22 protein-coding genes and 3 riboswitches are annotated in these 22,917 nt (G+C 66.7%); of the genes, 11 read left to right on the top strand and 11 right to left on the bottom strand.

The features are described from left to right. The first annotated feature begins 45 nt into the window (after positions 1-45). The 6 genes from fmdA (at position 46) to ACIQLF_RS07755 (ending at position 7,316) form a co-directional block, all read left to right on the top strand. Positions 46-1,302 carry a formamidase gene (gene fmdA, locus ACIQLF_RS07780; protein WP_400296467.1) on the top strand — a complete coding sequence of 419 codons (1,257 nt, stop codon included), beginning with the start codon at positions 46-48 and terminating at the stop codon, positions 1,300-1,302. Between the two features lie 193 nt (positions 1,303-1,495). Continuing rightward, positions 1,496-1,586, top strand: a riboswitch (SAM riboswitch). 94 nt (positions 1,587-1,680) lie between these two features. Further along, positions 1,681-2,178: an OsmC family protein gene (locus tag ACIQLF_RS07775; RefSeq protein WP_400296464.1), complete on the top strand. Its 498-nt coding sequence runs from the start codon at positions 1,681-1,683 to the stop codon at positions 2,176-2,178. Next, positions 2,175-3,866: a sodium:solute symporter gene (locus ACIQLF_RS07770; protein WP_400296461.1), complete on the top strand. Its 1,692-nt coding sequence runs from the start codon at positions 2,175-2,177 to the stop codon at positions 3,864-3,866. The genes ACIQLF_RS07775 and ACIQLF_RS07770 overlap by 4 nt, the downstream gene beginning before the upstream one ends. Before the next feature lie 28 nt (positions 3,867-3,894). After that, positions 3,895-3,985: riboswitch (SAM riboswitch) on the top strand. 5 nt (positions 3,986-3,990) lie between these two features. Continuing rightward, positions 3,991-5,979, top strand: coding sequence for an acetate--CoA ligase (gene acs / locus ACIQLF_RS07765; RefSeq protein ID WP_400296459.1), 1,989 nt, complete (start codon positions 3,991-3,993; stop codon positions 5,977-5,979). A 115-nt stretch (positions 5,980-6,094) separates the two neighbouring features. Then, entirely contained in the window at positions 6,095-6,838 is a 744-nt protein-coding gene (locus ACIQLF_RS07760; protein ID WP_400296456.1) for an SDR family oxidoreductase, read from the top strand. 4 nt (positions 6,839-6,842) lie between these two features. Further along, entirely contained in the window at positions 6,843-7,316 is a 474-nt protein-coding gene (locus tag ACIQLF_RS07755; RefSeq protein ID WP_400296453.1) for a MarR family winged helix-turn-helix transcriptional regulator, read from the top strand. Here ACIQLF_RS07755 and ACIQLF_RS07750 read toward each other — a convergent pair. Then, the gene (locus ACIQLF_RS07750) at positions 7,313-7,960 is read right to left on the bottom strand and encodes a methyltransferase domain-containing protein (RefSeq protein WP_400296451.1); all 648 of its coding nucleotides are present in this window, start codon (positions 7,958-7,960) and stop codon (positions 7,313-7,315) included. The genes ACIQLF_RS07755 and ACIQLF_RS07750 overlap by 4 nt on opposite strands. Before the next feature lie 33 nt (positions 7,961-7,993). After that, positions 7,994-8,545: a histidine phosphatase family protein gene (locus ACIQLF_RS07745; protein WP_400296449.1), complete on the bottom strand. Its 552-nt coding sequence runs from the start codon at positions 8,543-8,545 to the stop codon at positions 7,994-7,996. Between the two features lie 130 nt (positions 8,546-8,675). Next, a riboswitch (SAM riboswitch) is annotated at positions 8,676-8,771 on the top strand. A 166-nt stretch (positions 8,772-8,937) separates the two neighbouring features. Here ACIQLF_RS07745 and ACIQLF_RS07740 point away from each other — a divergent pair. Beyond that, a complete protein-coding gene (locus ACIQLF_RS07740; RefSeq protein ID WP_400296447.1) occupies positions 8,938-10,311 on the top strand; it encodes an O-acetylhomoserine aminocarboxypropyltransferase/cysteine synthase family protein in 1,374 nt (457 codons plus the stop codon). Continuing rightward, positions 10,311-10,808: a CoA-binding protein gene (locus ACIQLF_RS07735; RefSeq protein ID WP_400296445.1), complete on the top strand. Its 498-nt coding sequence runs from the start codon at positions 10,311-10,313 to the stop codon at positions 10,806-10,808. The genes ACIQLF_RS07740 and ACIQLF_RS07735 overlap by 1 nt, the downstream gene beginning before the upstream one ends. Before the next feature lie 57 nt (positions 10,809-10,865). Here ACIQLF_RS07735 and ACIQLF_RS07730 read toward each other — a convergent pair whose 3' ends face one another. Further along, a complete protein-coding gene (locus ACIQLF_RS07730; RefSeq protein ID WP_400296443.1) occupies positions 10,866-11,489 on the bottom strand; it encodes an ArsR/SmtB family transcription factor in 624 nt (207 codons plus the stop codon). Positions 11,490-11,569: 80 nt separating this feature from the next. On the opposite strand from ACIQLF_RS07730, the gene ACIQLF_RS07725 reads away from it, so the two are divergent. Continuing rightward, a complete protein-coding gene (locus ACIQLF_RS07725; RefSeq protein WP_400296441.1) occupies positions 11,570-12,907 on the top strand; it encodes an MFS transporter in 1,338 nt (445 codons plus the stop codon). A gap of 19 nt (positions 12,908-12,926) precedes the next feature. On the opposite strand, the gene ACIQLF_RS07720 is transcribed toward ACIQLF_RS07725, so the two are convergent. Both ACIQLF_RS07720 and ACIQLF_RS07715 read right to left on the bottom strand, forming a co-directional pair. Further along, positions 12,927-13,316 carry a hypothetical protein gene (locus tag ACIQLF_RS07720; RefSeq protein WP_400296438.1) on the bottom strand — a complete coding sequence of 130 codons (390 nt, stop codon included), beginning with the start codon at positions 13,314-13,316 and terminating at the stop codon, positions 12,927-12,929. A gap of 177 nt (positions 13,317-13,493) precedes the next feature. After that, complete coding sequence (locus tag ACIQLF_RS07715; protein WP_400296435.1) at positions 13,494-14,273, bottom strand: carbon-nitrogen hydrolase family protein; 780 nt, start codon at positions 14,271-14,273, stop codon at positions 13,494-13,496. 99 nt (positions 14,274-14,372) lie between these two features. Here ACIQLF_RS07715 and ACIQLF_RS07710 point away from each other — a divergent pair, with 99 nt between their 5' ends. Beyond that, a complete protein-coding gene (locus ACIQLF_RS07710; RefSeq protein WP_400296432.1) occupies positions 14,373-16,031 on the top strand; it encodes an MFS transporter in 1,659 nt (552 codons plus the stop codon). Here the strand turns inward: ACIQLF_RS07710 and ACIQLF_RS07705 are convergent. From ACIQLF_RS07705 to ACIQLF_RS07685, 5 genes are all read right to left on the bottom strand, one after another. Then, positions 16,028-17,647: a hypothetical protein gene (locus ACIQLF_RS07705; protein WP_400296430.1), complete on the bottom strand. Its 1,620-nt coding sequence runs from the start codon at positions 17,645-17,647 to the stop codon at positions 16,028-16,030. The two genes, ACIQLF_RS07710 and ACIQLF_RS07705, sit on opposite strands and share 4 nt — an antisense overlap. 14 nt (positions 17,648-17,661) lie before the next feature. Then, complete coding sequence (locus ACIQLF_RS07700) at positions 17,662-18,957, bottom strand: AAA family ATPase (RefSeq protein WP_400296428.1); 1,296 nt, start codon at positions 18,955-18,957, stop codon at positions 17,662-17,664. A gap of 47 nt (positions 18,958-19,004) precedes the next feature. Then, a complete protein-coding gene (locus ACIQLF_RS07695; protein WP_400296425.1) occupies positions 19,005-20,294 on the bottom strand; it encodes an adenylosuccinate synthase in 1,290 nt (429 codons plus the stop codon). Between the two features lie 178 nt (positions 20,295-20,472). Further along, positions 20,473-20,793: a hypothetical protein gene (locus tag ACIQLF_RS07690; RefSeq protein WP_400296423.1), complete on the bottom strand. Its 321-nt coding sequence runs from the start codon at positions 20,791-20,793 to the stop codon at positions 20,473-20,475. A 115-nt stretch (positions 20,794-20,908) separates the two neighbouring features. Further along, complete coding sequence (locus ACIQLF_RS07685; RefSeq protein WP_400296420.1) at positions 20,909-21,307, bottom strand: phage holin family protein; 399 nt, start codon at positions 21,305-21,307, stop codon at positions 20,909-20,911. 84 nt (positions 21,308-21,391) lie between these two features. On the opposite strand from ACIQLF_RS07685, the gene ACIQLF_RS07680 reads away from it, so the two are divergent. Continuing rightward, the gene (locus ACIQLF_RS07680; RefSeq protein WP_400296417.1) at positions 21,392-21,967 is read left to right on the top strand and encodes a TetR/AcrR family transcriptional regulator; all 576 of its coding nucleotides are present in this window, start codon (positions 21,392-21,394) and stop codon (positions 21,965-21,967) included. Here the strand turns inward: ACIQLF_RS07680 and ACIQLF_RS07675 are convergent. Then, the gene (locus tag ACIQLF_RS07675; RefSeq protein WP_400296415.1) at positions 21,964-22,590 is read right to left on the bottom strand and encodes a thymidine kinase; all 627 of its coding nucleotides are present in this window, start codon (positions 22,588-22,590) and stop codon (positions 21,964-21,966) included. The genes ACIQLF_RS07680 and ACIQLF_RS07675 overlap by 4 nt on opposite strands. Positions 22,591-22,917: the final 327 nt, after the last annotated feature.

The following is a 22,917-nucleotide window of genomic DNA, read 5'->3' as shown; positions in this document are numbered from 1 at the left end:
CGCCGGATCCCCGCCCAAGTACGACATCGTTTAAGGAGAAGCACCATGCCAGAAGTGATATTTCCGCTCGATTCGACCAAGAAGTTCGAGGATCAGGAAAAACTCGGCCACAACCGTTGGCACCCGGAAATTCCGCCGGTGGCCACGGTCAAGGCCGGCGACGTTTTCCGCGTCGATTGCCGCGAATGGTTCGACGGAGCCATCAAGAACGACGACTCGGCCCAGGACATCCTCGATGCACCGCTGCTGACCGTCCACAAGCTTTCCGGTCCGTTCGCCGTGGAGGGTGCCAAGCCGGGCGACCTCCTGATCGTCGACATCCTTGACGTGGGCCCGATTCCGCAGGAGGACAGCGGGCCGCTGGCCGGCCAAGGTTGGGGATACACCGGCATCTTCTCCAAGAACAACGGCGGCGGCTTCCTGACCGACCAGTTCCCCGACGCCTACAAGGCAATTTGGGACTTCACGGGCCAGGTCGCCACGTCCCGGCACGTACCGGAAGTGTCCTTCGAGGGCCTGATCCACCCGGGCCTGATGGGCACCGCCCCGTCGGCCGCGCTGTTGGCCAAGTGGAACAAGCGGGAGGGCGACCTCATTGCCACCGATCCCCTCCGCGTCCCGCCGCTGGCACTTCCGCCGGAGGCCGAGCACGCCGTGCTGGGCGGGGTTCCGGCCAGCGAGTGGGGACGGGTCGGCTCAGAGGCGGCACGCACCGCACCGCCGCGCGAGAACGGCGGAAACCAGGACATCAAGAACCTCTCCAAGGGTTCGCGGATCTTCTATCCGGTGTTCGTCGACGGCGCGAACCTGTCCCTGGGCGACCTGCACTTCTCCCAGGGCGACGGCGAAATCACGTTCTGCGGTGCGATCGAAATGGGCGGCTTCATCGACCTGCGGGTGGACATCATCCGCGGCGGCATGGACACCTACGGGGTTTCGGAGAACGCCATCTTCATGCCGGGCCGCGTCGATCCGCAGTTCAGCGAATGGATCGCGTTCTCCGGCACCTCGGTAACCCTCGAGGGAGAGCAGCGCTACCTGGATTCGCACCTGTCCTACCAGCGCGCGTGCCTCCACGCGATCGACTACCTCACGAAGTTCGGGTACTCCCGCGAACAGGCCTACCTGCTCCTGGGTGCGGCCCCTATCGAGGGCCGGCTCTCGGGCGTCGTTGACATCCCGAACTCCTGCTCGACGGTCTACCTGCCCACGGCAATGTTCGACTTCGACATCCGGCCGTCCGCGAGCGGCCCGCACCAGATCAACCCGGGGATGGGAGCACCCAGGGCCGAAAACAAGTAAACCGGTCCGTCCGTTCCACGGATGCTCAAGGGCGCCTGCGCTGTCCCGCTGGCGCCCTTGAGCATTGCACGAAAATCGACAACTTGACGAAGATTATTCGACCCAGCCTCCCACTTGGCAGGTTACTTCGAACATTCCGTCACGTTACGCCCGGTTTGGCCATGTGACATCCGATCGTCTTTCATTGAATCAGTAACCATCCCGAGCGGCTGAGAGATCTGGCTCCATGACGCCGCAGCAACCACCTCGTTGAGGCCCGGTGCTACCGCCAGGACCGATGGAGAGATCATGACGTCAATCCCCGCCTTAACAACCGTGCCCGAAAACAACGGGACACACGACAAACGAATTCGCGCCAAGGGATCCTGGCAAGGAAGCATGCGCACCACCGTCGATATCCGCGAATTCTCATTCGACATCGACGAACCGGTCCGCATCGGCGGCACCGACACCGCACCCACCCCCATGGAATTCGTGGCCGGTGCGGTCAACGGCTGCGTGAGCGTGGTCGTCGAGCAGGTCGCCAAGGAACTGGGCATCGAGTTCACCGCCCTGGAGACCTACTCGATCGCCACCCAGGACACCCGCGGCTTCGCGGGCACCGCCGACGTTTCCCCCTTCTTCCACTCCTACCGACTGGAGATCCACGTCGAAACGGCGCTGGACGACACGGCCAGGCAAGAGGAGCTGACCGCCCAGGTCCACCGCCGCTGCCCGGCCATCAACCTGGTCCAGGCGGCCGGAGTAAACCTCGACATCAACTGGGTCTTCTCGAGCCTGGTTTCTCCCGATGCCGCCGAAAACGCCTGCAACATCGCGCTGGGGTACACCCCGCGCACGTCCACCACCAGGACATTTGAAGGAGTCTCCGCATGAGCGCCGCAGGATACTGGACCGTCGGACTCGCCTTGTCCTACACGGTTCTGCTGATCGTCGGAGGACGCCTGTCCCAACGGCGCAGCGCCGTGGGCAAGACCAGCGGCTTCTTTGTCGGCGGGCGCACCTTCAGCCCGTGGACCGTTGCCTTCTGCATTACCGGGCTGTTCTCCGGCTCCTCCTACATCGCCATCATGGAGCTGAGCTACCGCACCGGCATTTCGGCGCTCTGGTACGGCGTTGCGGAAACCGTGCAAGTCCTGCTCATCGCACTGCTGCTGGTCAAGCCGCTGCGCGAGAAGCTGGTCGTGACGGTCACCGGCATCATCGGCGACAGGTTCGGCCGCCTTGCCAAGGGCATCGCCGGCGTCATCACGGCGTTCACCTTCCCGATGTGGTCGGTGGCCACGACGATCGCCTTCGCCTCGGCGCTCACCGCCTTCACCGGGCTGAGCCTGCACCTGGCGGTCATCGTCACGGCGTTGCTGCTGCTCGTCTTCCTGTGGAGCGGCGGCATGCGATCGGTTGCCTTCAACCAGACCATGAACTGCATCGTTTTCGTCGGCATGCTGGCGGTGGGGGCCTACGCGGTCCTGGCCAAGCCGGGGCTCTCCGGGCTGCAGAACTTCGCCGAGACGAACCCGCAGATGTTCGACCCGGGAAATGCCGGGATCTCGCTGATCGTCGCCTGGTTCGGCACCTTCATCGTCAATGTCCCGCTGGCCCAAGCCGCATTCCAGATGACCATGTCCTGCCGCACCCCCGCGGACGGGCAGAAGGGTCTCTACACGGCGGCCGCCTTCGGCATTCCGTTCATCATCATCGGCGCCCTGATCGGCACCTCCGCCGCGGTTGTCGTGCCGTCGCAGAAGCTGGCCCTGGTCGCGATCCCGCACTACATCGAGCAGGTCCTTCCGGCCCCGCTGGTCGGCGTCTTCTTCCTGGGCGTCTGGGCATGCGCCATGGGCTGGGCCGGTCCGTGCCAGTTCTCCGGCTCCACGTCCCTGGGCCGCGACGTCGGCAGCGCCATCAACCCCAAGGCGACCGAGACGCAATTGGTCCGCTACACCCAGTGGTCGCTGGTCGCGTTGACCGGATTGATGATCCTCTTCAGCATCCTGCGCACCGAGCAGTCCGCCTGGTGGAACATCCTCGCCTGGACGCTGCGCAACGGCGCAACCTTGGCCCCGGTCCTCGCCGTCTTCTTCTGGCCGCTGGCAACCCGCTCCGCGGCGTACTCCTCGATGGTCGCCGGATTCGGCGCGGGCATCGTGTGGAACCAGCTGGCCGGCTGGTCCCACACGGCGTTCTTCCTCGGCACGCACCCGGTATGGGTGGGCATGCTCGTGAACGTGACGACCCTGGTCCTGGTCACCCTGGCGACCTCGCGTTGGCGCATGAGCACCGACCCGGTGCGGCTGCGCCGGGCGGTCAAGTTCGGCCTCGGCGCACTTGCGGCGCTTGCGGCCCTCGCGCTCGGCGCCGGCTGGCTGGCAGGCTACGGACTCATTGGCATGGCCCTGTTCATCGTCGTCCTGTGCTCCGCACTGACCGTGTTCTTCGGCACCGAATCCCGCGATCCTGCCCCGGACACCACCGAGTCCGACGCCATTGGCTCGGACGCCACCGACCCGGAAACAGCCGCGGGGCAGCCGAAGGCCAAGCGCGCTCCCCAGCACGCAGCCTAGGCAGCCGCCGGTTCCCGCACAAACCACCCACCCATTTCGAGCGGCCGAGAGACCTGGCTCCGTGACGCCGCAGCAACCACCCCCTGCGGGGCCGGTGCTACAGCCAGAATCAATGGAGAAGAAAATGACTGCAACGCTTTCCCACGCAACCACCGACCTGCTCGATCCCGACCTGCCCGGCGAAAACGGGTGGACCGAAGACGAGCGCCTGGCCTTCTGGGACGCCGCGGCCCGGCGCCTGACCTGGACCGAGGAATGGCACACCGTCCACAGCAGCACCGGTGTTGACAGGGACGCCCGGCGCGGCCCCAAGCTCCGGTGGTTCGACGGCGGCAGGCTCAACGCGGCCTACAACTGCGTGGACCGCCACGTAGAGGCCGGGCGCGGCGACAAGGTGGCCCTGCATTTCGAGGGCGAGCCGGGCGACACCGCGACAATCACCTACAAGGACCTGCAGGACCGGGTCTCGCAGGCGGCCAACGCGCTGGTCGCGCTGGGCATCGGCAAGGGCGACCGCGTGGTCATCTACCTGCCGGTCCTGGTCGAGACCGTCGTCATCACCCTGGCCTGCGCCCGCATCGGCGCCGTGCACTCCCTGGTCTTCGGCGGGTTCTCCTCCGAGGCGTTGCGGTTCCGGGTGGAGGACACCGGCGCGAAGCTGCTGGTCACCACCGACGGGCAGTTCCGCCGCGGCAAGGCGGTTCCAGTGAAGGGCAATGCCGACGCCGCGGTGGCCGGGGTGGACAGCATCGAGCACGTGCTGGTGCTGCGCCGCACGGGGTCCGGGATCGCCTGGACGGAGGGCCGGGACGTGTGGTGGCACGAGACCGTCGACACCGCGAGCACCGAGCACTCCCCCGAGGCCTTCGATGCCGAAACCCCGCTGTTCATCATGTACACCTCCGGCACCACCGGACAGCCCAAGGGCCTGGTCCACACCACCGGCGGATACCTGGCCCAGGCCTCCTGGAGCCACGAATTCCTTTTCTCCCACCCGGACCCGAAGCAGCGCGACTCCGACGTCCACTGGTGCACCGCGGACCTGGCCTGGGTCACCGCGCACACCTACGAGATCTACGGGCCGCTGTCCAACGGCGTCACCCAAGTGATCTACGAGGGCGTGCCCAACGCCCCGCACCCCGGGCGCCACTTCGAGATCATCCAGCGCTACGGGGTCACCAGCTACTACACGGCGCCCACGCTGGTGCGCTCGCTGATGGGCTGGTTCCCGGACGGCATCCCCGCCGACTACGACCTCTCCTCCATCCGGCTGGCCGGAACCGTGGGCGAGGCCGTGAACCCGGAGGCCTGGCGCTGGCTGCGCGGCCAGGTCGGCCGCGACACCCCCGCCGGCATCCCGATGGTCGACACCTGGTGGCAGTCCGAAACCGGCTCGACGATCCTTTCCCCTCGGCAGGACGACACCGCGTTCAAGCCCGGTTGCGGCACCCGCGCGCTGCCCGGGGTTTCCGTGGACATCGTCGACGAGCAAGGCACCGAGGTGGAGCCGAACGTGCAGGGCAACATCGTGCTGACCAAGACCGGCCCGTCGATGGCCCGCACCGTCTGGGGCAACCCGGAGCGCTACTACACGTCCTACTGGGAAAAGTACGCGGAGCAGGGCTGGTTCCTCGCCGGGGACGGAGCACGCTTCGACGACGACGGGGACATCTGGATCCTCGGGCGCACCGACGACGTGATCAACATTTCCGGGCACCGGCTCTCCACCATCGAGATCGAGTCCGCGCTTGTCACCCACCCGGCCGTCGTCGAGGCCGGGGTCTGCCCGACCGCCGACGCCAAGACCGGGCACGCGGCCACCGCCTTCGTGGTGCCCTTCGACAAGAGCCTCGTGGGGACCTCGTTGTCCTACGAGGCGCTGGCCCGGCAGCAGTCGCTCCTGGCAGAGCTGCGCAACCACGTTGCCCGGCAGATCGGCCCGATCGCCAAGCCGCGCGACATCGTCTTCGTGCCCGACGTGCCCAAGACCCGATCGGGCAAGATCATGCGGCGGCTCCTGACCCAGCTCTTCGAGGGAAGCACGCTCGGGGACACCACCAGCCTGCAGAACGAACCGTGCATCGCGCAGATCAAGGAGATCTGCGAGGGCTGACCTCCCGGTACCGGGGGCGCACCGCCCCCGGCACCCCGCCCGGCCTCTGGCTCTTTCCGGCCCCGCGCGCATATACTGTCCAAACGACAGCATATTGCTTCCAGGGAGGACAGCCATGACTTTTGAGAACCAGGTCGCGCTCGTGACGGCCGCCGGCGCGGGAATCGGCCGCGCCATCGCCCTGCGCCTCGCGGCCGACGGTGCCGCCGTCGTCGTCTCCGACGTCAACGACGAGGCCGGCGCGCACACCGTAGCCCTCATCGAGGCGGCCGGCGGGCGCGCCGCCTACAAGCACGCCAACGTCGCCGACGCGGCCGAGGTCGGGGAACTGGTTCCCTTCGCCGTCGAGTCGTTCGGCCGCCTGGACATGGCGGTCAACAACGCCGGCGTCGGCGCCATGCCCAAGCCGATCCAGGACATCACCCATGCCGAATGGGACCGCGTCATCGACGTGACCCTGCGCGGCACCTTCCTGGCCCTGCAGTCGCAGCTTTCGCACTTCACGGCCCAGGGCAGCGGGTCGATCGTCAACATCGCCTCGCTCGCGGGCATCAGCGCCACCCCGCAGCTCACGCCATACGGCGCGGCCAAGCACGGCGTCGTCTCGCTCACCCGCAGCGTCGCGAAGGAAAACGCCGCCCTGGGGATCCGCATCAACGCCGTGGCCCCCGGAGCGATCGAAACCGCGGCCCTGGCCTCGTTGCCGGCCGACGCCAAGGCCGGGTACGCCGCGGAAATCCCCATGAAGCGTCTGGGCCGGCCCGCGGAGATCGCCAACGCCACAGCATTCCTGCTCTCGGACCAGGCCAGCTTCATCACCGGCGTCGTGCTGCCGGTCGACGGCGGAACCGAGGCCTAGATCCATGCATCCGGAATCCGGGAACCCGGCACTCGTCCACGCCCTGAACGGCATCCTGGCCCAATGGACCTCCCCCGAATTCATAACCGCCGTGGCAGCACGCGAGGGCGTGCACCTGGACCCCGGTGCGATCACGATGGTGACGATCCTGGGTTCCGCCGGGCCCCAGCGCCCTTCGGCCCTGGCCGCCCGCATGGTCACGGGGGCCTCGAACATCTCCAAGATCGTCGCCCGGCTGCAGGAAGCGGGAGCCATCCAGAAGCTGGCCGACCCCCGGGACTCCAGGGCTTCGCTCGTCGAGCTCACCGCCGCCGGAAGGGACATGGCGGAGGCCCTGACCCGTTCGGGGACATCGCTGGTCACCGAGCTGATCGGGCAGTGGAGTACCGAGGACCGCAGCGACCTGCTGCGCCTCCTGGACCGCTTCGAGCGCGAAAGCAAGCGCGTCGCAATCGACCTGAAGCGCGGGGATTCCTAGCGCGAAATGGTCACGTAGGCCATGGCGCCTTCGCGATCCACGGAGACGTTTCCGACGCCTGCCGCCACCGCCAGGTCGCGGAGCTCCGCGGCCGTGCGGATGCCGGCGATGTCGCCGTGTGCCTTGAGCAGCTTCAGGTAGGCGTTGGACCGGGCCGAGCCCCGAACGAGCGAGGCCAGGCGCAGCGACCCGTGTTCCTGGAGCTGGTCGCCCAGCCCGGAAATCACGGCCCCCACGTCCGGGACCAGGTGGAGCAGACCCAGGCCCAAAATGGTTTCGTAGCGTCGTCCGTCGGGCGGCGAAAGCATGTCCCGGCATTCGAGGGCGATGCGCCCCGGCACTTCCCCGCCGGCGGCCCGGCGAATCGATTCGCGGGCCACCTCAAGCATCGGCGCGCTCAGGTCCACCAGCGTCGTGGGGCGGCGGCCGGCAACATGCAGCAGCGCCGTGGCTCTGGCCGTCCCCACGGCCACCTCGAGCAGCGGTCCGTCGCCCGAGCCGATGGCCCGCGCCGCGAAGGCCGCGTACTGGTCGGGGCGGGTTCCCCAGCAGATCCTGTTGTAGGTCGGGGAACCCAGCATTGCGTCGTAGGCCCGCGCCCGGCGCGCATAGAAACCGCGGTCGCCAAAGAAGTTTTCGCTCACCCCACCATCGTGCGTCCGGGTGCGGTGGCCTCGCTAGTGCGTGGGGGCGCCGGCATGGCGCCGCAGCGAGGCAATGTCGACTTCGAGCATCTGCCCGTTGCGCATGATCGGCGTCTTGCGACCCGGAACCAGCGCATCGACGGTCAGCCTGATCAGCGTTCCATGGGCAACGACGACGATGCGCTTGCCCTCGTGGCGCTCCAGCAGTTCGCAGAGCGACCTGATGCCGCGCGCGGCCACGGCTTCCTCGGGTTCGGCCGATCGCAGCAGCACGTCGATTTCCTCGCGCGGCAGGCCGGAGGCCACGCGGCCCTCGGCGTTTCCGTAGTGGCGCTCCTGGAGCCCGCCGATTTTTTCGGTCAGGACCAGGCCCAGGTTCTGCCCGATGAGTTCCGCGGTTTCGACGGCGCGACCCAGCGTCGACGACGCCAGGACGTCCCAGCGCGAGCCCGCCAGTTCCTGCCCTGCGACATAGGCCTGCTCGCGGCCAACATCGTTCAACGGGATATCCGTTTGACCCTGGAGACGGCCCTCGGCATTCCAGGCTGTTTCACCGTGACGGACCAAAACCAACGTTGCACTCATACCCACAAGCCTAGCCCGGCAAAATTCCGGCCATGCAGGGGGCGCAGATTCTTCGATTTTCGTCTCAGCATTCGCAACCTAAGCTCACAATCTTTGGCTGTCGGTCGATTTCTTGCCACAATGGATCAACACCCCATCCCGAGCGGCCGAGAGATCTGGTTCCATGACGCCGCAGCAACCTTTCACACTCCGGTGAACAAGGTGCTACCGCCAGAAACGATGGAGAGCGCGTAAGCAATCTTCGGTGCCGAACCCCTGCGGGACCCCTAGCGGCCCCTCCGGGGCGAGTCGGCACCGCATTGACCCGGGAGAAGCACCCCCCAGCCCCACAGGCGAGGGCCGTCCGCACCCCGGATGGCCGTTGCCACATACGCAAGGAGTCAGCCACCCTCATGGCCGAACATCAATTTGGATTCCGCACGCGCGCACTGCATGCCGGCGGCACCCCGGATGCCGAGCACGGTTCACGCGCCGTCCCGATCTACCAGACCACCTCGTTTGTCTTCAAGGACTCCGACGATGCCGCGAACCTCTTCGCGCTGCAGAAGTACGGAAACATCTACTCGCGCATCGGCAACCCGACGGTTGCGGCCTTCGAGGAACGCATCGCCTCGCTCGAGGGCGGCATCGGCGCCGTGGCCACCGGCTCCGGCATGGCGGCCGAGTTCATCACCTTCGCGGCCCTGGCCGGCGCGGGCGACCACATTGTTGCCTCCTCCAAGCTCTACGGCGGAACCATCACCCAGCTCGACGTGACCCTGCGCCGCTTCGGCGTTGAGACCACGTTTGTCGATTCCACCGATCCGGCCGAATTCGCCGCGGCCATCCGCGAGAACACCAAGGCCGTCTACACCGAGGTCGTCGCGAACCCGTCCGGCGACATCGCCGACCTCAAGGGCCTGGCCGAGGTGGCGCACGCCGCCGGCCTGCCGCTGGTCGTTGACTCCACGCTGACTCCCCCGTACCTGTTGCGCCCCATCGAGCACGGCGCCGACATCGTGATCCACTCGGCCACCAAGTTCCTCGGCGGGCACGGCACCACCCTCGGCGGCGTCGTCGTGGAGGCCGGCACCTTCAACTGGGGCAACGGCAAGTTCCCGTCCATGACCGAGCCCGTGGCCTCCTACGGCAACGTTTCCTGGTGGGACAACTTCGGTGAGTACGGCTTCCTGACCAAGCTGCGCAGCGAGCAGCTGCGCGACATCGGACCGGCGCTTCCGGCCCAGTCCGCGTTCCAGCTCCTGCAGGGCGTCGAGACCCTGCCGCAGCGCATGGATTCGCACCTTTCCAACGCCAAGGCCGTGGCCGAATGGCTGGAAGCCGACCCGCGCATCTCCTACGTGAACTACGCCGGCCTGCCGTCCCACCCGCACCACGAGCGCGCCAAGGAACTGCTCCCGCTGGGCGTCGGTTCGGTCTTCAGCTTCGGCATCAACGGCGGCCGCGCCGCCGGCACCGCCTTCATCGAGGCGCTGCAGCTGGCCAGCCACCTGGCCAACATCGGCGACGTGCGCACCCTGGTGCTGCACCCGGCCTCCACCACCCACCAGCAGCTCACCGCCGACCAGCTGGTCGCGGCCGGCGTCCCGGAGGACCTGATCCGTTTCTCCGTGGGACTCGAGGACCTCGAAGACATCCTCTGGGACCTGGACCAGGCCCTGACCGCCTCGCAGCAGGTGCTTGCCGCGCCGGCCGAGGAAGTCTACGACGGGGCCGCCTGCTCCATCGACGCGGCACGCGCCGCCGCCACGACGGGAGCCAAGTAATGAGCGCCACCGAAACCCGCACCTGGGTCGGCCCGAACGCCGCCGAACGCCTGGAGATCCTGCGGAACACCAAGTCGATTGCGCTGGTCGGAGCCTCCAACAAGCCGTCGCGCGCCTCCTACTTCGTGGCGACCTACCTGCTGTCCTCCTCCAAGTACAAGGTCTACTTCGTGAACCCGGTGCTCGACGAGATCCTGGGCCAGCCGGTGTACAAGTCGCTCGCCGACCTGCCGGAGACCCCGGACATGGTCGAGGTCTTCCGCAAGCACGACGACCTGCCATCCGTGCTTGACGAGTCGATCGCCGTCGGCGCGAAGACCCTGTGGCTGCAGCTCGGCTCCTGGCACGAGGAGGTCGCGGCCAAGGCCGAGGCCAACGGCTTGGAGGTTGTCATGGACCGCTGCGTGAAGATCGAGCACGCCCGCTTCCACGGCGGCCTGCGCCTGGCCGGCTTCAACACCGGAGTCATTTCCTCCAAGCGCCAGCTTCTCGCCTAGGCCTACTTGGCTTTGCCCTCGGGCGTTCACCGTTCGCGGTGAACACCCGAGGGTTTTTTATGTCTCGGTCAGCCCCGGAAGGTCCTCGCGGGCCATCATCGTGGTGAGGTGCCACAGCTTGCGGTCGCTGCCGTCGTTGGAGTTGCGAAGGCTTTCCCGCTTGATTTCGCCGACGACGTCGATGATCCGGTTTTCGAGGAGCTTCACCTCGTCGGCATTGAGCATCAGGTTGGAAAGGTCGAGCACGCCCCGCATGTCCGGCTCGTTCCCGGTTGCATACCCATTGCCCCAGTCCAGGACAGCCTGAAGTTGGCGCACCAGCTCCTGGCCCTGCTGCCCCAGGTACGACTTCAATACGAGGGCGTCATCGGCCGCGCTGGGGGCCTCCGGGGTTCCAACACTGAACCGCCCATGCACCGCCCGCCAGACCCGATCCCGCCGATCCCGCGCCAGCTCGGGAGCCTCTTCGACGATTCCCGCCGAAGCCAGCACCCGGAGGTGGAAACTCAGTGAATTGGCCGGGACATCCAGTCGTTCGGCCAAGTCGGTGGCGCGGGCGGAGTCCATCGCCGAGAGCATCGAGACAATGCGGCGGCGCAGCGGATTTGCCATGGCCTTGAGCATTGAGGAGGTCATGGTGATGGTTGCGTCGTCCGGGGAATTCCGTTCCTTTGGAGCCATGTCACCAGTGTAGCGATTCCACAAATATAGTTGCGCAAACTCTATTGCGCAATAATATGTGCGGGTCTAATCTGGGGTGCATGACGACCAAAACCAGTGCTGAAACCAGCGCGAAGGCCGCTACCCCGACCCCAGCGCTGTGGCGCAACCGGAACTACCTGCTCTGGCTCGGCTCGGACACCGGTTCGGCCCTCGGAATCGCCTTGCATTCCTTCGCGGTCCCCCTCATCGCCTTGGTCGCAACCGATTCCCCGGCACAGGCCGGCATCATCGGCGCAGCCGGGATGCTCGGACGGATGCTCGCCACGTTGCCCGGCGGCGTCCTGGCGGACCGGCACAACCGCCGCCGGCTCATGATGATCGGCGGCATGTCCGGCACGGTGATCGGTCTCGGTCTTGTTGCCGCCGCGGCCACCGGAAACCTGACCTTTTGGAGCCTGCTCGCCCTTCACCTGCTGATGTCCGTGCGCAACGGACTGTTCGGCTCAGCCTCGGATGCGGTGCTCAAGGACCTGCTGCCGGAAACGCAGCTCGGTTCGGCCCTTGCCGCAAACCAGGGGCGCGATGCAGTGGTTTCCTTGGCAGGTGGACCGCTCGGCGGCATTCTGCTCGCGGTCTCGCACACCGTGGCCCTGGCCGCCGTCGCAGCGATTCACGCAGCGGCAACGCTTCTCGCCAAATTCATGGTCCTGCCGGCACCCGGCCGGGAAGCGGATGCGGCCGCAGCAAAGCGGCAGGAACCGGCCGGCCGCACCGGATGGGTGCGCGGCTTCGCCAAGGAGAGCGGCGAAGGCCTCAAGTGGTTGTGGCGGCGCAAGGACCTGCGTGTGGTCCTTCTGGTTTCCGTCATCATCAATCTTGGAACCAACGCCTCCATCACGTCGGTCATTTTCGCGCTTCAACGCCGCGGAGAATCGGCCGCGACCATCGGCCTGGTGTCGGCGGCGATCGGTGCCGGCATGCTCCTGGGCAGCATGACCGCACCCGCACTGATCAAGCGGGTTCCCAGCGGTGTTCTCACCTGCGGCGGGCTGCTCCTGGCGATTGCAGCTCTCTGGGTCTTGCCGTTCGTTGAACAGGTCGCGGCACTTTGCGTGATCCTGGCCGTTGCACTTTTCGGGGCGCCGGCAATCAACGCCGGCATTGGCGGCTATTTCATGACGGCCGTTCCCAGCGGGCTTTTGGGCCGGGCCACCAGCGCCTCTGCCCTGATGGGCATGGCAGCCCTGCCGTTGGCCCCGCTGATCGCGGGATTCGGTTTCCCGCGCCTGGGCTGGACCGGGCTGCTGTCATTCTGCGCGGCCATCGCGGCACTGGCGGGGATCATTGCACTTGCAAACAAGCCGCTGCGCACACTCCCCGGCCCCGAGGGGTGGGCGGCACGCGCAGCGGCCTACAAGCAGACTTCGTCCGTCTAGCTGGATCGAACGGAACGGCCTACCAAACGGGCTCATCGTCATCGTCGTCGGCTTCGGAAACGCCAAGATCGGGCTGCTGGTTCCCGTCGAACTGGGCCCAGGCCTCGGTGAATTCGAGGATGTCCTCGAGCGCTTCCTCGTGGTCATCGTCCAGGAGCTCCAGCGCATCGCTCGAGTCCAGGATGCTGGCGATGGCCCTGGCCGGATGCTCCTCGAAGTAGTCGGCCGGCGAGTAATCGGCGTTGAACGTCAAGTCCTTGCTCTGCTCGTACAGGTCAATAAAGGCCTCAACAACTGCAGGAACCCGGGACAGCTCCAGCCCGGTGAGCGCGTCGTTGTACGCGCGACTGGTCACCTCTGCCCATTCTTCGATGATCTCTTCGCTCATTTGCGTTTCGGAATTGCCCACTTCTCTACCTTGCCTGTTTGACGACTCTTCGCGCATCAATAATATGGTGAACTGCCCAAACCGTACATCTCCCACGGATGTGAATTTGGACCGGGCGCACCCGGTTCCCCCCCGGGAGACGACAAGGGCCGGCCGCCGGGACACACCCCCGACGACCGACCCTGGAATCTTGGCTTCCTACAGGCGGCGGTTGGCCAACACCGGAAGGAACTCACGCACCTCGTCGATGCGGCGGCGGGTGACCTCGGTCGTTACCAATCCCTCGACGTCGTCATCCAGGAAAACGACGGGCACGCCCATCGGATCCAGGATCGCCGAGTGCCCGATCGTGTGGCTTGAGCTGGTACCCGCTGCGGCGACCCACACGGTGTTTTCGATGGCACGGGCCTTGAGCAGGGTTTCCCAATGCTCGATCTTGTGGTCGCCCTTGAACCAGGCGGCCGCGACCAGCAAGACGTCGACGCCGTTGACGGCCAGGCGGCGGGACAATTCCGGGAAGCGGAGGTCGTAGCAGGTCAGCATCCCGACCTTGAGCCCGCCAATCTCAAAGATCGGCAGCACATCGACCGGGCCCGCGGTGATGGCGGTGGATTCCTGGTAGGAGAAGGCGTCGTAAAGGTGGATCTTGCGGTAGGTGCCAAGGATCGACCCGTCCTCGGCGACCGCGGCAAGGGTGTTGAAGGGGCGCGCATCGCCGCTTTCCTCGTACCCGCCGGCCACGATGGCAATCTTGTGCTCTGCAGCGATGAAGGACAGCTGCTGCACGAACGCGGTCCAGTGTCCGGCGATGGCCTCGGCCAAGCCACCCTCGACCTTGGACACGGCAAGCATCGCTTCCTCGGGGAAAAGGACCAGGCTCGCGCCCTCGCCCTTGGCCCGCGCGGCAAGCCGCGCCATGGTCCCCAAATTCTCGGTGATCGACCCCGTGGGAGCAAACTGTCCAACACTGACCTTCATGACGATTCCCTTCATTGCCAACGTTCCGGAATCCAGCCTAGCGACGATCGTCCGTTTGGTGGATTCCGGATCGGCCTTGTCAGCCGTACGGTATGGAATATGACGACAAAACGCGAGAACAAGTGGTTGGCGCTGCTCGTATTGGCCGGCGCGTTGGCCATGATCGTGCTCGACGGCACGATCGTCGGGGTCTCGCTGCCCAGCATGATCCAGTCCCTCGACATGGACCTGACCTCCGCGCAATGGGTCAATTCGCTCTACTCGGTGGTGCTTGCCGCACTGCTGATGACCGCGGGGCGACTCGGCGACAGGGTCGGACGGCGCAGACTCCTGGCCATCGGCGTGGGAATCTTCGTGCTCGGCAGCCTCGCCGCGGCGCTCGCCACCGACGCGACCGCGCTCATCGCGGCGCGCGCCCTCCAGGGTGTCGGCGGGGCCGCGGTCCTGCCCTCGACGCTGTCCAGCGTCAATTCCATCTTCCGGGGCAAGGAGCGCGCCGCCGCCTTCGGCATTTGGGGAGCCGTCATGTCCGGCGCCGCGGCTCTGGGCCCGCTGTTGGGCGGCGCCTTCACCACGTACCTGGACTGGCGGTGGATCTTCTGGGTCAACCTGCCGCTGGGACTATTGGTGCTCGTCGGGATCTGGCGCCTTGTCCCCGAAACCACCGTCGAACACCGGGAGCACGGCGCGGACATCGTCGGCGTCCTGCTCAGCGCGCTCGGATTCGGCCTGCTGGTCTTCGTCCTGATCGAGGGCCCCAGCTGGGGCTGGCTGGCCCCGAAGACGGCCGTCGAGCTGGGGCCGCTGACGTGGGACGCGGATGCACCGGTCTCGCCGATACCGATCCTCGGGGCGATCTCCGTGGGCGCGCTGATCGCCTTCATCCGGTGGGAGCTGCGGCGGGGACGGCAACTCAAGAGCACGCTGCTGGATGTCTCGCTCTTCTCCCACGCAACGTTTTCCTGGGGCAACGCCACCGCCACGATGGTGGCCATGGGCGAGTTCGGGCTGCTCCTGGTGCTGCCGCTGTACCTGATCAACGTCCTGGCCACCGACGCCATGGGCGCCGGGCTCATCCTGACGGCGATGGCGGCCGGCGCGTTCCTGTCCGGGGCCATGGCCAGGCACCTGGCCGCATCCATGGGCGCGGACCGGGTGGTGGTCCTGGGCCTGGGGCTGGAGGTCGCTGGCGTAGCGGCCCTGGTCTGGGTCATCGGTGCCGGCGCCCCGCTGTTTCCGCTGGTCCTGCTGCTGGTTCTCTACGGGCTGGGTCTTGGACTGGCCTCGGCGCAGCTGACCAGCACGGTCCTGCGCGATATCCCCCCGGAGGCCTCCGGCCAGGGCTCGGCAACGCAAAGCACCCTGCGCCAGCTGGGATCCGGGTTCGGCACGGCCATCGCTGGCAGCGTGCTGGCCGTGGCGACAACCCACGCGGCCGCCGTTTCCCTGGCCGCGCTGGAGATTCCGGGGCTCGACGCGGCGGCCTGGGCCCAGCGGCTCAGCGATTCGGCTGGAGGCCTCATCCCGCAGGTGTTGCACGGCAACGCGGGGGCGGCCTTCGGCGAACATGCGGCGCAGGTCGCCGGGGTGATGGGCGACGCCTTCACCAGAGGCGTCCAGGCGGCCATGGTTGCCGCCGTGGTCTGCCTGGCCATCGGCTGGGTCGGCTCGCTGCAGGTCAGCCGCGCGGCCCGGGCCGTCTCGGTCCCGGACGACGCGCAGGTGCTCACTCCGGAACCGGAGGCCGAACGGGGCTAGTCCCGCCCCGTTTCCAGGGGGAAGTCCGGGATCTGAACCGGGGTAAAGCTCGGCACCTCAATGGTGATCGAGGGCGCCGGAATCGGGGTCGGCACCAGGTAGGGCGAGATGGCCGGCGGCTTGTTCCCGTCTTCCCCGGCAGGGGCCCCGGTGCCGCCGGTCGGTCTTGTTGCCCCGGCAAACAGGCCGATTCCAAGGGACAGGAACATCAGCGGCAGGAACAGGTGGTAGCCGATGTAGAAGACCGACTGCATCCGGCCGCCGACCCCGGCAAGCCCCGCGCGCCTGGCGCTTGAGCGCAGCCTCTGGCCCTTCACCCACGGGTTCTCGCCCGGTCCCAGCCGCGCGACGAGGATCGCCAGCTGCGCTCCGACCGCCAGCAGCCATCCGGCACCGACCAGCACGATCATGCCTGCCGCGGGACCCAGCTCCGGCAAGGTGAGCACGACGGCGAGCACGCCTAGGCATCCCCAGCGGAAGCGGGCCCAGTGGGCCTCGAGCAGCGCCCCGATCCGCCGGTGCCAATGGGCAATGAGCGCCGGGCGCTCCGCCCCGGCTTCCGGCGGTGCGCAGGATGCCTTGTCCAGCAGCGTTCCGCCGATGAAACCCAGCACTGCTCCGGCTCCCACCAGAAGCAACCCCGGGCGTTGGTCGGGGGCGAGGATTCCCAGCACGGCTCCGGCCAGGCCCGTCGCCCCGGCGGCCGCGAGCAGCCGCATGCCGGTACGTGCAGAGGGGAACCTGCCAAAGATGTCTTCCACGTACCCGGCGGGCAGCGGCTTGGCGGCCCGCCGATACCGCAACCAACCGGCCCCGGCCAGCAGGCCGAGCAGCAGCACCGCGGCAAGGATCCCGGGCAGCCCGCTCCCCCGTTGGACGATCAGCGCCCCCAGCATGCCATGTACCCAGGGCAGCCTGCCCAGCGGCCGCAGCCTCTCCAGGAAAAGCTGGGCAAAGTCCGCCTGGACCGTGTCATCGAGCGGGTTGACCGCGAGCATTCCACGCAGCAGCGTGCCGCGATCGCCCACCACGGCGCCCGCGCCGTCGATGACGCCGGAGGCGAGCAGCAGGCCGTGGTCGTTGGGGGCGACGTTCAGCCCGGCGCGAAGGTATTCCAGCGCCCTGGGGGTGTTCCCGCCCAGGTCGGCGATGAGCGCGGCCACCCGGAAGTGGTCGGGGTCCTCGGGATCGATCTCCAGCGCCCGGTCCATGGCCGCCGACGCCTCGTCGAGTTCGGTGCGGTTTGTCGAGGTGCCGACCAGCAGCAAGCCGACCCAGAAGTGTCCCTTGGCCAGGTTCGGCGCACCCTGGACCATGACCCGGGCCAGGGCCAGCGCCTTCTGGCGCTGCCCCGCTTGGTGGGCGCACATGATCAGCAGGTCCAGCGCCCCCAGGGAGTCGTGCTCCAGTTCCAGGGCACGGTGCCCCGCGGCCTCGGCCGGTTCCTGCCGGTCGTTGGCGAGCAGCACCATGCCGTAGAGCACCCAAAAACGCGGGTCCTCGCCGTGGTGTTCCAGCTGACCGGAGACCAGCTTCAGCGCCTCGTCCAACCGCTTCGATGCCGCCAGTGCTTGGGCTCTGGCCTGCAGAAGATCGACGTCAATGGGGTTGGGCATGGATGACGGCGCCGTCAGAGCATCTTGCGCGAGCGCAGGTAGCTGGCGAGCTCGTCGTAGCGCCCGTGGTCGTTGCTGAAACGCACCACGTTGCGCGCCGATTCGAGCCACGGCAGGGTCGAGGCCTTGACCTCGGCCAGGGCAAGTTCCATGTGCCCCATGTTCAGCGGGATGATCTCGTTGGCCGCAATGGATTCGATCATGGCCTTCTCCGCCGCCGTGACACACAGGTGTTCCAGGTCCGCCCCGGAAAGATTTTCGGTGCGGCGGGTCAGCGCGTGCAGGTCGATTCCGGCGATCGGCCGCTTCTTCAGGTGGTAGTGCAGGATCGCCGTGCGCGCCGCCGCATCCGGCGGAGTGACAAGCACCGTGCGGTCCAGCCGGCCGGGGCGCAACAGTGCCTCGTCCAGGTCCCAGGGGTGGTTCGTCGCGGCCAGGATGTAGAGGCCGTCGTTGTCCCCTGCCATCGAGTCCATTTCCAGCAGCAGCTGGTTGACCATCTGGCGCAGCCAGGAGGCGGATCCGGTGAGCGATCCGCGGCGCATGCCCAGGGCGTCGACCTCGTCGAGGAAGAGCACCGTGGGGGTTTCGGCACGCGCGGAGTCAAAGACCGCCTTGAGGTTCTTCTCGGTTTGCCCCATGTAGGAGGAGAGCACATCCGTCATGACCACGGACATGAACCGTGCGCCGAGCTCGCCGGCCACCGCGCGGGCGAGGAAAGTCTTGCCACAGCCCGGGGGCCCGTACAGCAGCAGGCCGCCGCGCAGGGATTTCCCGAAGGCCTTGGCGATCTCGCTGTGGCGCATGGGCGCCAGGAACGATTCGTTCAGCCGCGCCTTGACGCTTTCCAACCCTCCGACATCGGCCAGCGTAATGGCCGGGGCTTCGGGTTCGATCGGGGCGATCCCCGATTCCTCCGGGTCCATGCCGATGGCGAACGGTGCGGGCAGCTGCTCGCCGAGTTCGCGGCTGGCCTTGTCCCAGTCAAAACCGTCGTCTGACGGTGCGCGTTCCGGGTCCGGCGCCGAAGCCACGGCCTCGGGTGCCGCCGGGGGCACGGCAACCGGCACGGCAACGGGCTCGGCGGCAGGTGGCGCCGCCGGGGCCGAAAGCCCGCTGACGATCTTCCCCAGCAGGCCCAGGGCCGCCACGTTGGACGGCTCGGCCTGGATCACGGTGTTGACCTCGGCAAGCGCCTCGGGGTTGCGCCCCGCGGCATGCAGCATCTCGGCCACGTGCAGGCGCAGCGCGCTGTCACCCGGAGACGCCGCAAGGGCGTGGCGCAGGCTGGTCAGAAGTTGTTCATTCATGGTCTTCATCCATTCCCGTGCCACGCCCTTGCGTGATGGTTCGACTGTTAGTCGTTGATCAGATCGTGGCGGACGATGGTCTGCTCGCGATCCGGTCCAACGCCAATGGCGGAGAAACGGGTCCCGCTCATGCCTTCAAGCGCCAGCACGTAGTTGCGAGCATTTTCCGGAAGGTCCTCCATGGTGCGTGCCGTGGAGATGTCCTCGGTCCAGCCGTCGAAGTACTCGAAGATCGGCTTCGCGTGGTGGAAGTCGGTCTGCGTCATCGGCATTTCGTCGTGGCGCACGCCGTCGACCTCGTAGGCCACGCACACCGGGATCTTCTCGATGTTGGTGAGCACGTCGAGCTTGGTGACGAAGTAGTCGGTGAAGCCGTTCACGCGCGAGGCGTGGCGGGCCAGGACCGCGTCGTACCAGCCGCAGCGGCGCGGACGGCCGGTGTTGACACCGAATTCGCCGCCGGTCTTCTGCAGGTACATGCCCATCTCGTCAAAGAGCTCGGTCGGGAACGGACCTGCGCCCACGCGGGTGGTGTAGGCCTTGATGATGCCCACCGAACGCGTGATGCGGGTCGGGCCGATGCCCGAGCCCACCGACGCGCCGCCGGCGGTCGGGTTCGACGAGGTGACGAACGGGTAGGTGCCGTGGTCGACGTCCAGGAACGTGGCCTGGCCGCCCTCCATGAGGACCACCTTGCCGGCGTCCAGGGCGTTGTTCAGTTCAAGCGTGGCGTCGATGACCATCGGGCGCAGGCGCTCGGCGAAGGACAGGAAGTACTCGACGATTTCGTCGACCTCGACGCCGCGGCGGTTGTAGACCTTGACCAGCAGCTGGTTCTTCTGAAGCAGCGACCCCTCGACCTTCTGGCGCAGGATGGACTCGTCGAAGACGTCCTGCACGCGGATGCCCAGGCGTCCGATCTTGTCCATGTAGGCCGGGCCGATGCCGCGACCGGTGGTGCCGATGGCACGCTTGCCCAGGAAGCGTTCGGTGACCTTGTCCATGGTCTGGTGGTACGGGGCCACCAGGTGTGCGTTTGCGGAAACACGCAGCTTCGAGGTGTCGGCCCCGCGGGCCTGCAGTCCCTCGATCTCCTCGAAGAGCGCTTCGAGGTTTACAACACAGCCGTTTCCGATAATCGGGATGGCGTTTGGCGAAAGAATGCCGGCGGGCAGGAGCTTGAGCTCATACTTTTCACCGCCGACGACGACCGTATGGCCGGCGTTGTTGCCACCGTTTGGCTTCACAACGTAGTCAACCTGGCCACCCAAAAGGTCTGTGGCTTTACCCTTGCCCTCGTCGCCCCACTGGGCTCCGACGATCACGATTGCTGGCATGGGATCCTCCCCCTTGCTCGATTCAGCGCGGCCGGCACATAATGCCGGGTCCCGGCGGTGCCGGGCGCAGAAATGCCCCTCGCTCTTCCACTGTCCACGCATGGATCAGGAAGAACAGTAAGGGGCTCTTACGTCACGAGTTTACCCGAAGAACGAACGTCGAGTGGATTTATGGCGCCTAGGAGTCGGTTTCCGGCTCGATCGCCGCAGATAATGCGGCCTGGGCCAGCTGCTCCCATCTTTCCATCGAACTTTCGGGAACCGCCACCCAATCACGGAACGGCCGGCCCTGGCCCGAGGGGTCGAAAAGCTCCGCCCCGGGGCACTCCATCCCCTGTGACATGGCTTTGCTGTCGCGGCCGACCTTGAACGCCATCCGGTCCTCAAGCAGGCATGCAATGGCCTTGGACTCGAACTTCAGGGCTTCCTTGCCGAACATCTTTCCCGGCGTCACCCCTTCGCCGAGCAGGGTGCGGCCAATCCGCTGGTACTCGGCCATGGCCTCGGGTGTTGGAAATTGCATACTCATGACCCCATCAAACCCCGCTTTGGTCGTTTCGTCGAGGGATCAAGACCGGGTCTTTTCCTCGACGGTGTTTTGCCAGTGGTTTTCCCTACGCTTCGGGTGAGGCAGTGCGCGACCTGCGTTTCTCCCGCAGCCACCAAAACGGCAGCAGGAACGTTCCAAGGGCGCTGATCAGCCAAACCAGCAGCGTGCCCAGCACCCACGTGCTCACGCCCGACAGGGTCAGGCCTCCCGGGAAAAGCTGGGCGATGAACAGCGCCAATGCCGTGGCGATCAGCCCGACCCCGCCCAGGAATGCCGAGGCGTAGCGTCTGGCCATGGTCGCCACGAAGGGCGCAATGACCGACTGCACCACCGTGAAAACCAGGACCGCAACAATGAACCCGGAAGCATGAATGGTGAAGCCGTCCAGGATCCAGCTCGTCACCAGCAGGCCCAAGGCCGACGAGACTACGAAAATGGCCAGTCGAATCAGGAAACGAATCATGGAAATGAGTGTACGGCCAGCGCTGTGACATGGGGCAGTAGCACAGGGACAAGTTATTTCCGATGCCGCCCTAGACTGGATCCCATGGCCCTGACCCGTGAACAACTCATCGACACCGCAGTGGACGTGCTTTCGAAATTCGGCCTGGCCGACCTCTCGATGCGCAGGCTCGCACGGGAACTCGAGGTGCAGGTCGGGGCCCTGTACTGGCACGTGAAATCCAAGCAGGAGCTGCTGGTGGATGTGGCGGCAAAATTGCTCGGTTCCGTGCCGCGGCCGGCGACCCCGGCGCCGGCGACGGCGCCGATGGCCATCGCGTCGTTGCTGCAGCAATTGCGCACCGCGTTGATCACGGTTCCGGACTCCGCCGAGGTCATCCAGTTGGCGCAGTCCATGCGCCCGGATGCGCTGGCCCCGCTGGGTTGGCTGCTGGAATTCCTGCAGTTGGCCGGGATCCCCCGGGAACAGGCGCCCTTCGCCAGGCACCTGCTGCTCAACCACCTGCTCGGATCCATTGCCGCGCACCAGGAAGCCCAAGCGCTGGCCGGCATGCCGGAAGCGGAGGGAAACACCGCGGAATTGGGCCAGGAGGCCTTCGAATACGGCGTCCGCGTGATCCTACAGGGGCTTTCCCTCGAGCACGCGGCAGTCGGGACCTAGTCGCCCAGACGCCCCCCTGACGCTTCCAGGTAGCAGGCCCCGCACAGCGACTCGTACCAAACGTCGTCTCCGTCGATCGCGACCTGGTCGCCGTCGAAGATGATCTTGTCGCCGACTCGGCGCGTGTTGAACACCGCCTTGCGACCACAACGGCAAATGGTCTTGAGCTCCTCGAGCGAGTGAGCGATTTCCAGCAGGCGCCGCGATCCGGGGAACGCGTGGGTGCGGAAGTCGGAGCGGATGCCGTAGGCAAGCACCGGGACGTTGTCGAGCACCGCGATGCGGAACAGGTCATCGACCTGGCTTGCCGTCAGGAACTGCGCCTCGTCGACAAGCAGACAGGCCACCGGCGGGGCGTCGACGTGTTGCAGGATCGCATCGGGATCGTCGCCCGCTGCGTGGGCGGCGAAAAGCTCCCGGGCATCGGCCTCCGGCGGGATCAGGAAATCGACGTCCCTGTCCATGCCCAGACGCGAAACGATGCCGGAGTCGCCCTTGGTGTCGATGCCAGGCTTGGCCAGCAGCACCCGCTGGCCGCGCTCCTCGTAGTTGAACGCGGTCTGCAACAAGCCGGTCGACTTGCCCGAATTCATTGCACCATAGCGGAAATACAGCTTCGCCACATCGTTCCTTTCGTGTTGGGCATCGTGCACGATTCTATGCGCTGGCGCCCGGGCAGGTTTCCCGGCAAACGCCTGCGGGCACGGAAATGCCCGGTGCCGGGAAGCCCGTTCAAGGACTTTCCCGACACCGGGCATCGCCGGATCCAACCGGTCAGGAGCCTGCCGAGTCGCTACGCCCGGTCGCCCGCGGGAAGCGACTCGGTGGCCTCCGATGCGTCGACCTCTTCAACACCATCGGCCGGGACCATGCGCTTGCGCATCACGAAGTACAGCACCGCGACGACCAGGGCGAAAGGAACCCCGAAGATCATCGTCATGGTGAATTCC

The organism is Paeniglutamicibacter sp. NPDC091659 (assembly GCF_044756805.1).
Taxonomy (GTDB): domain Bacteria; phylum Actinomycetota; class Actinomycetes; order Actinomycetales; family Micrococcaceae; genus Paeniglutamicibacter.
Note: the sequence above shows the minus strand (reverse complement) of the source record. Positions and strands in the feature narration are given on the sequence as shown.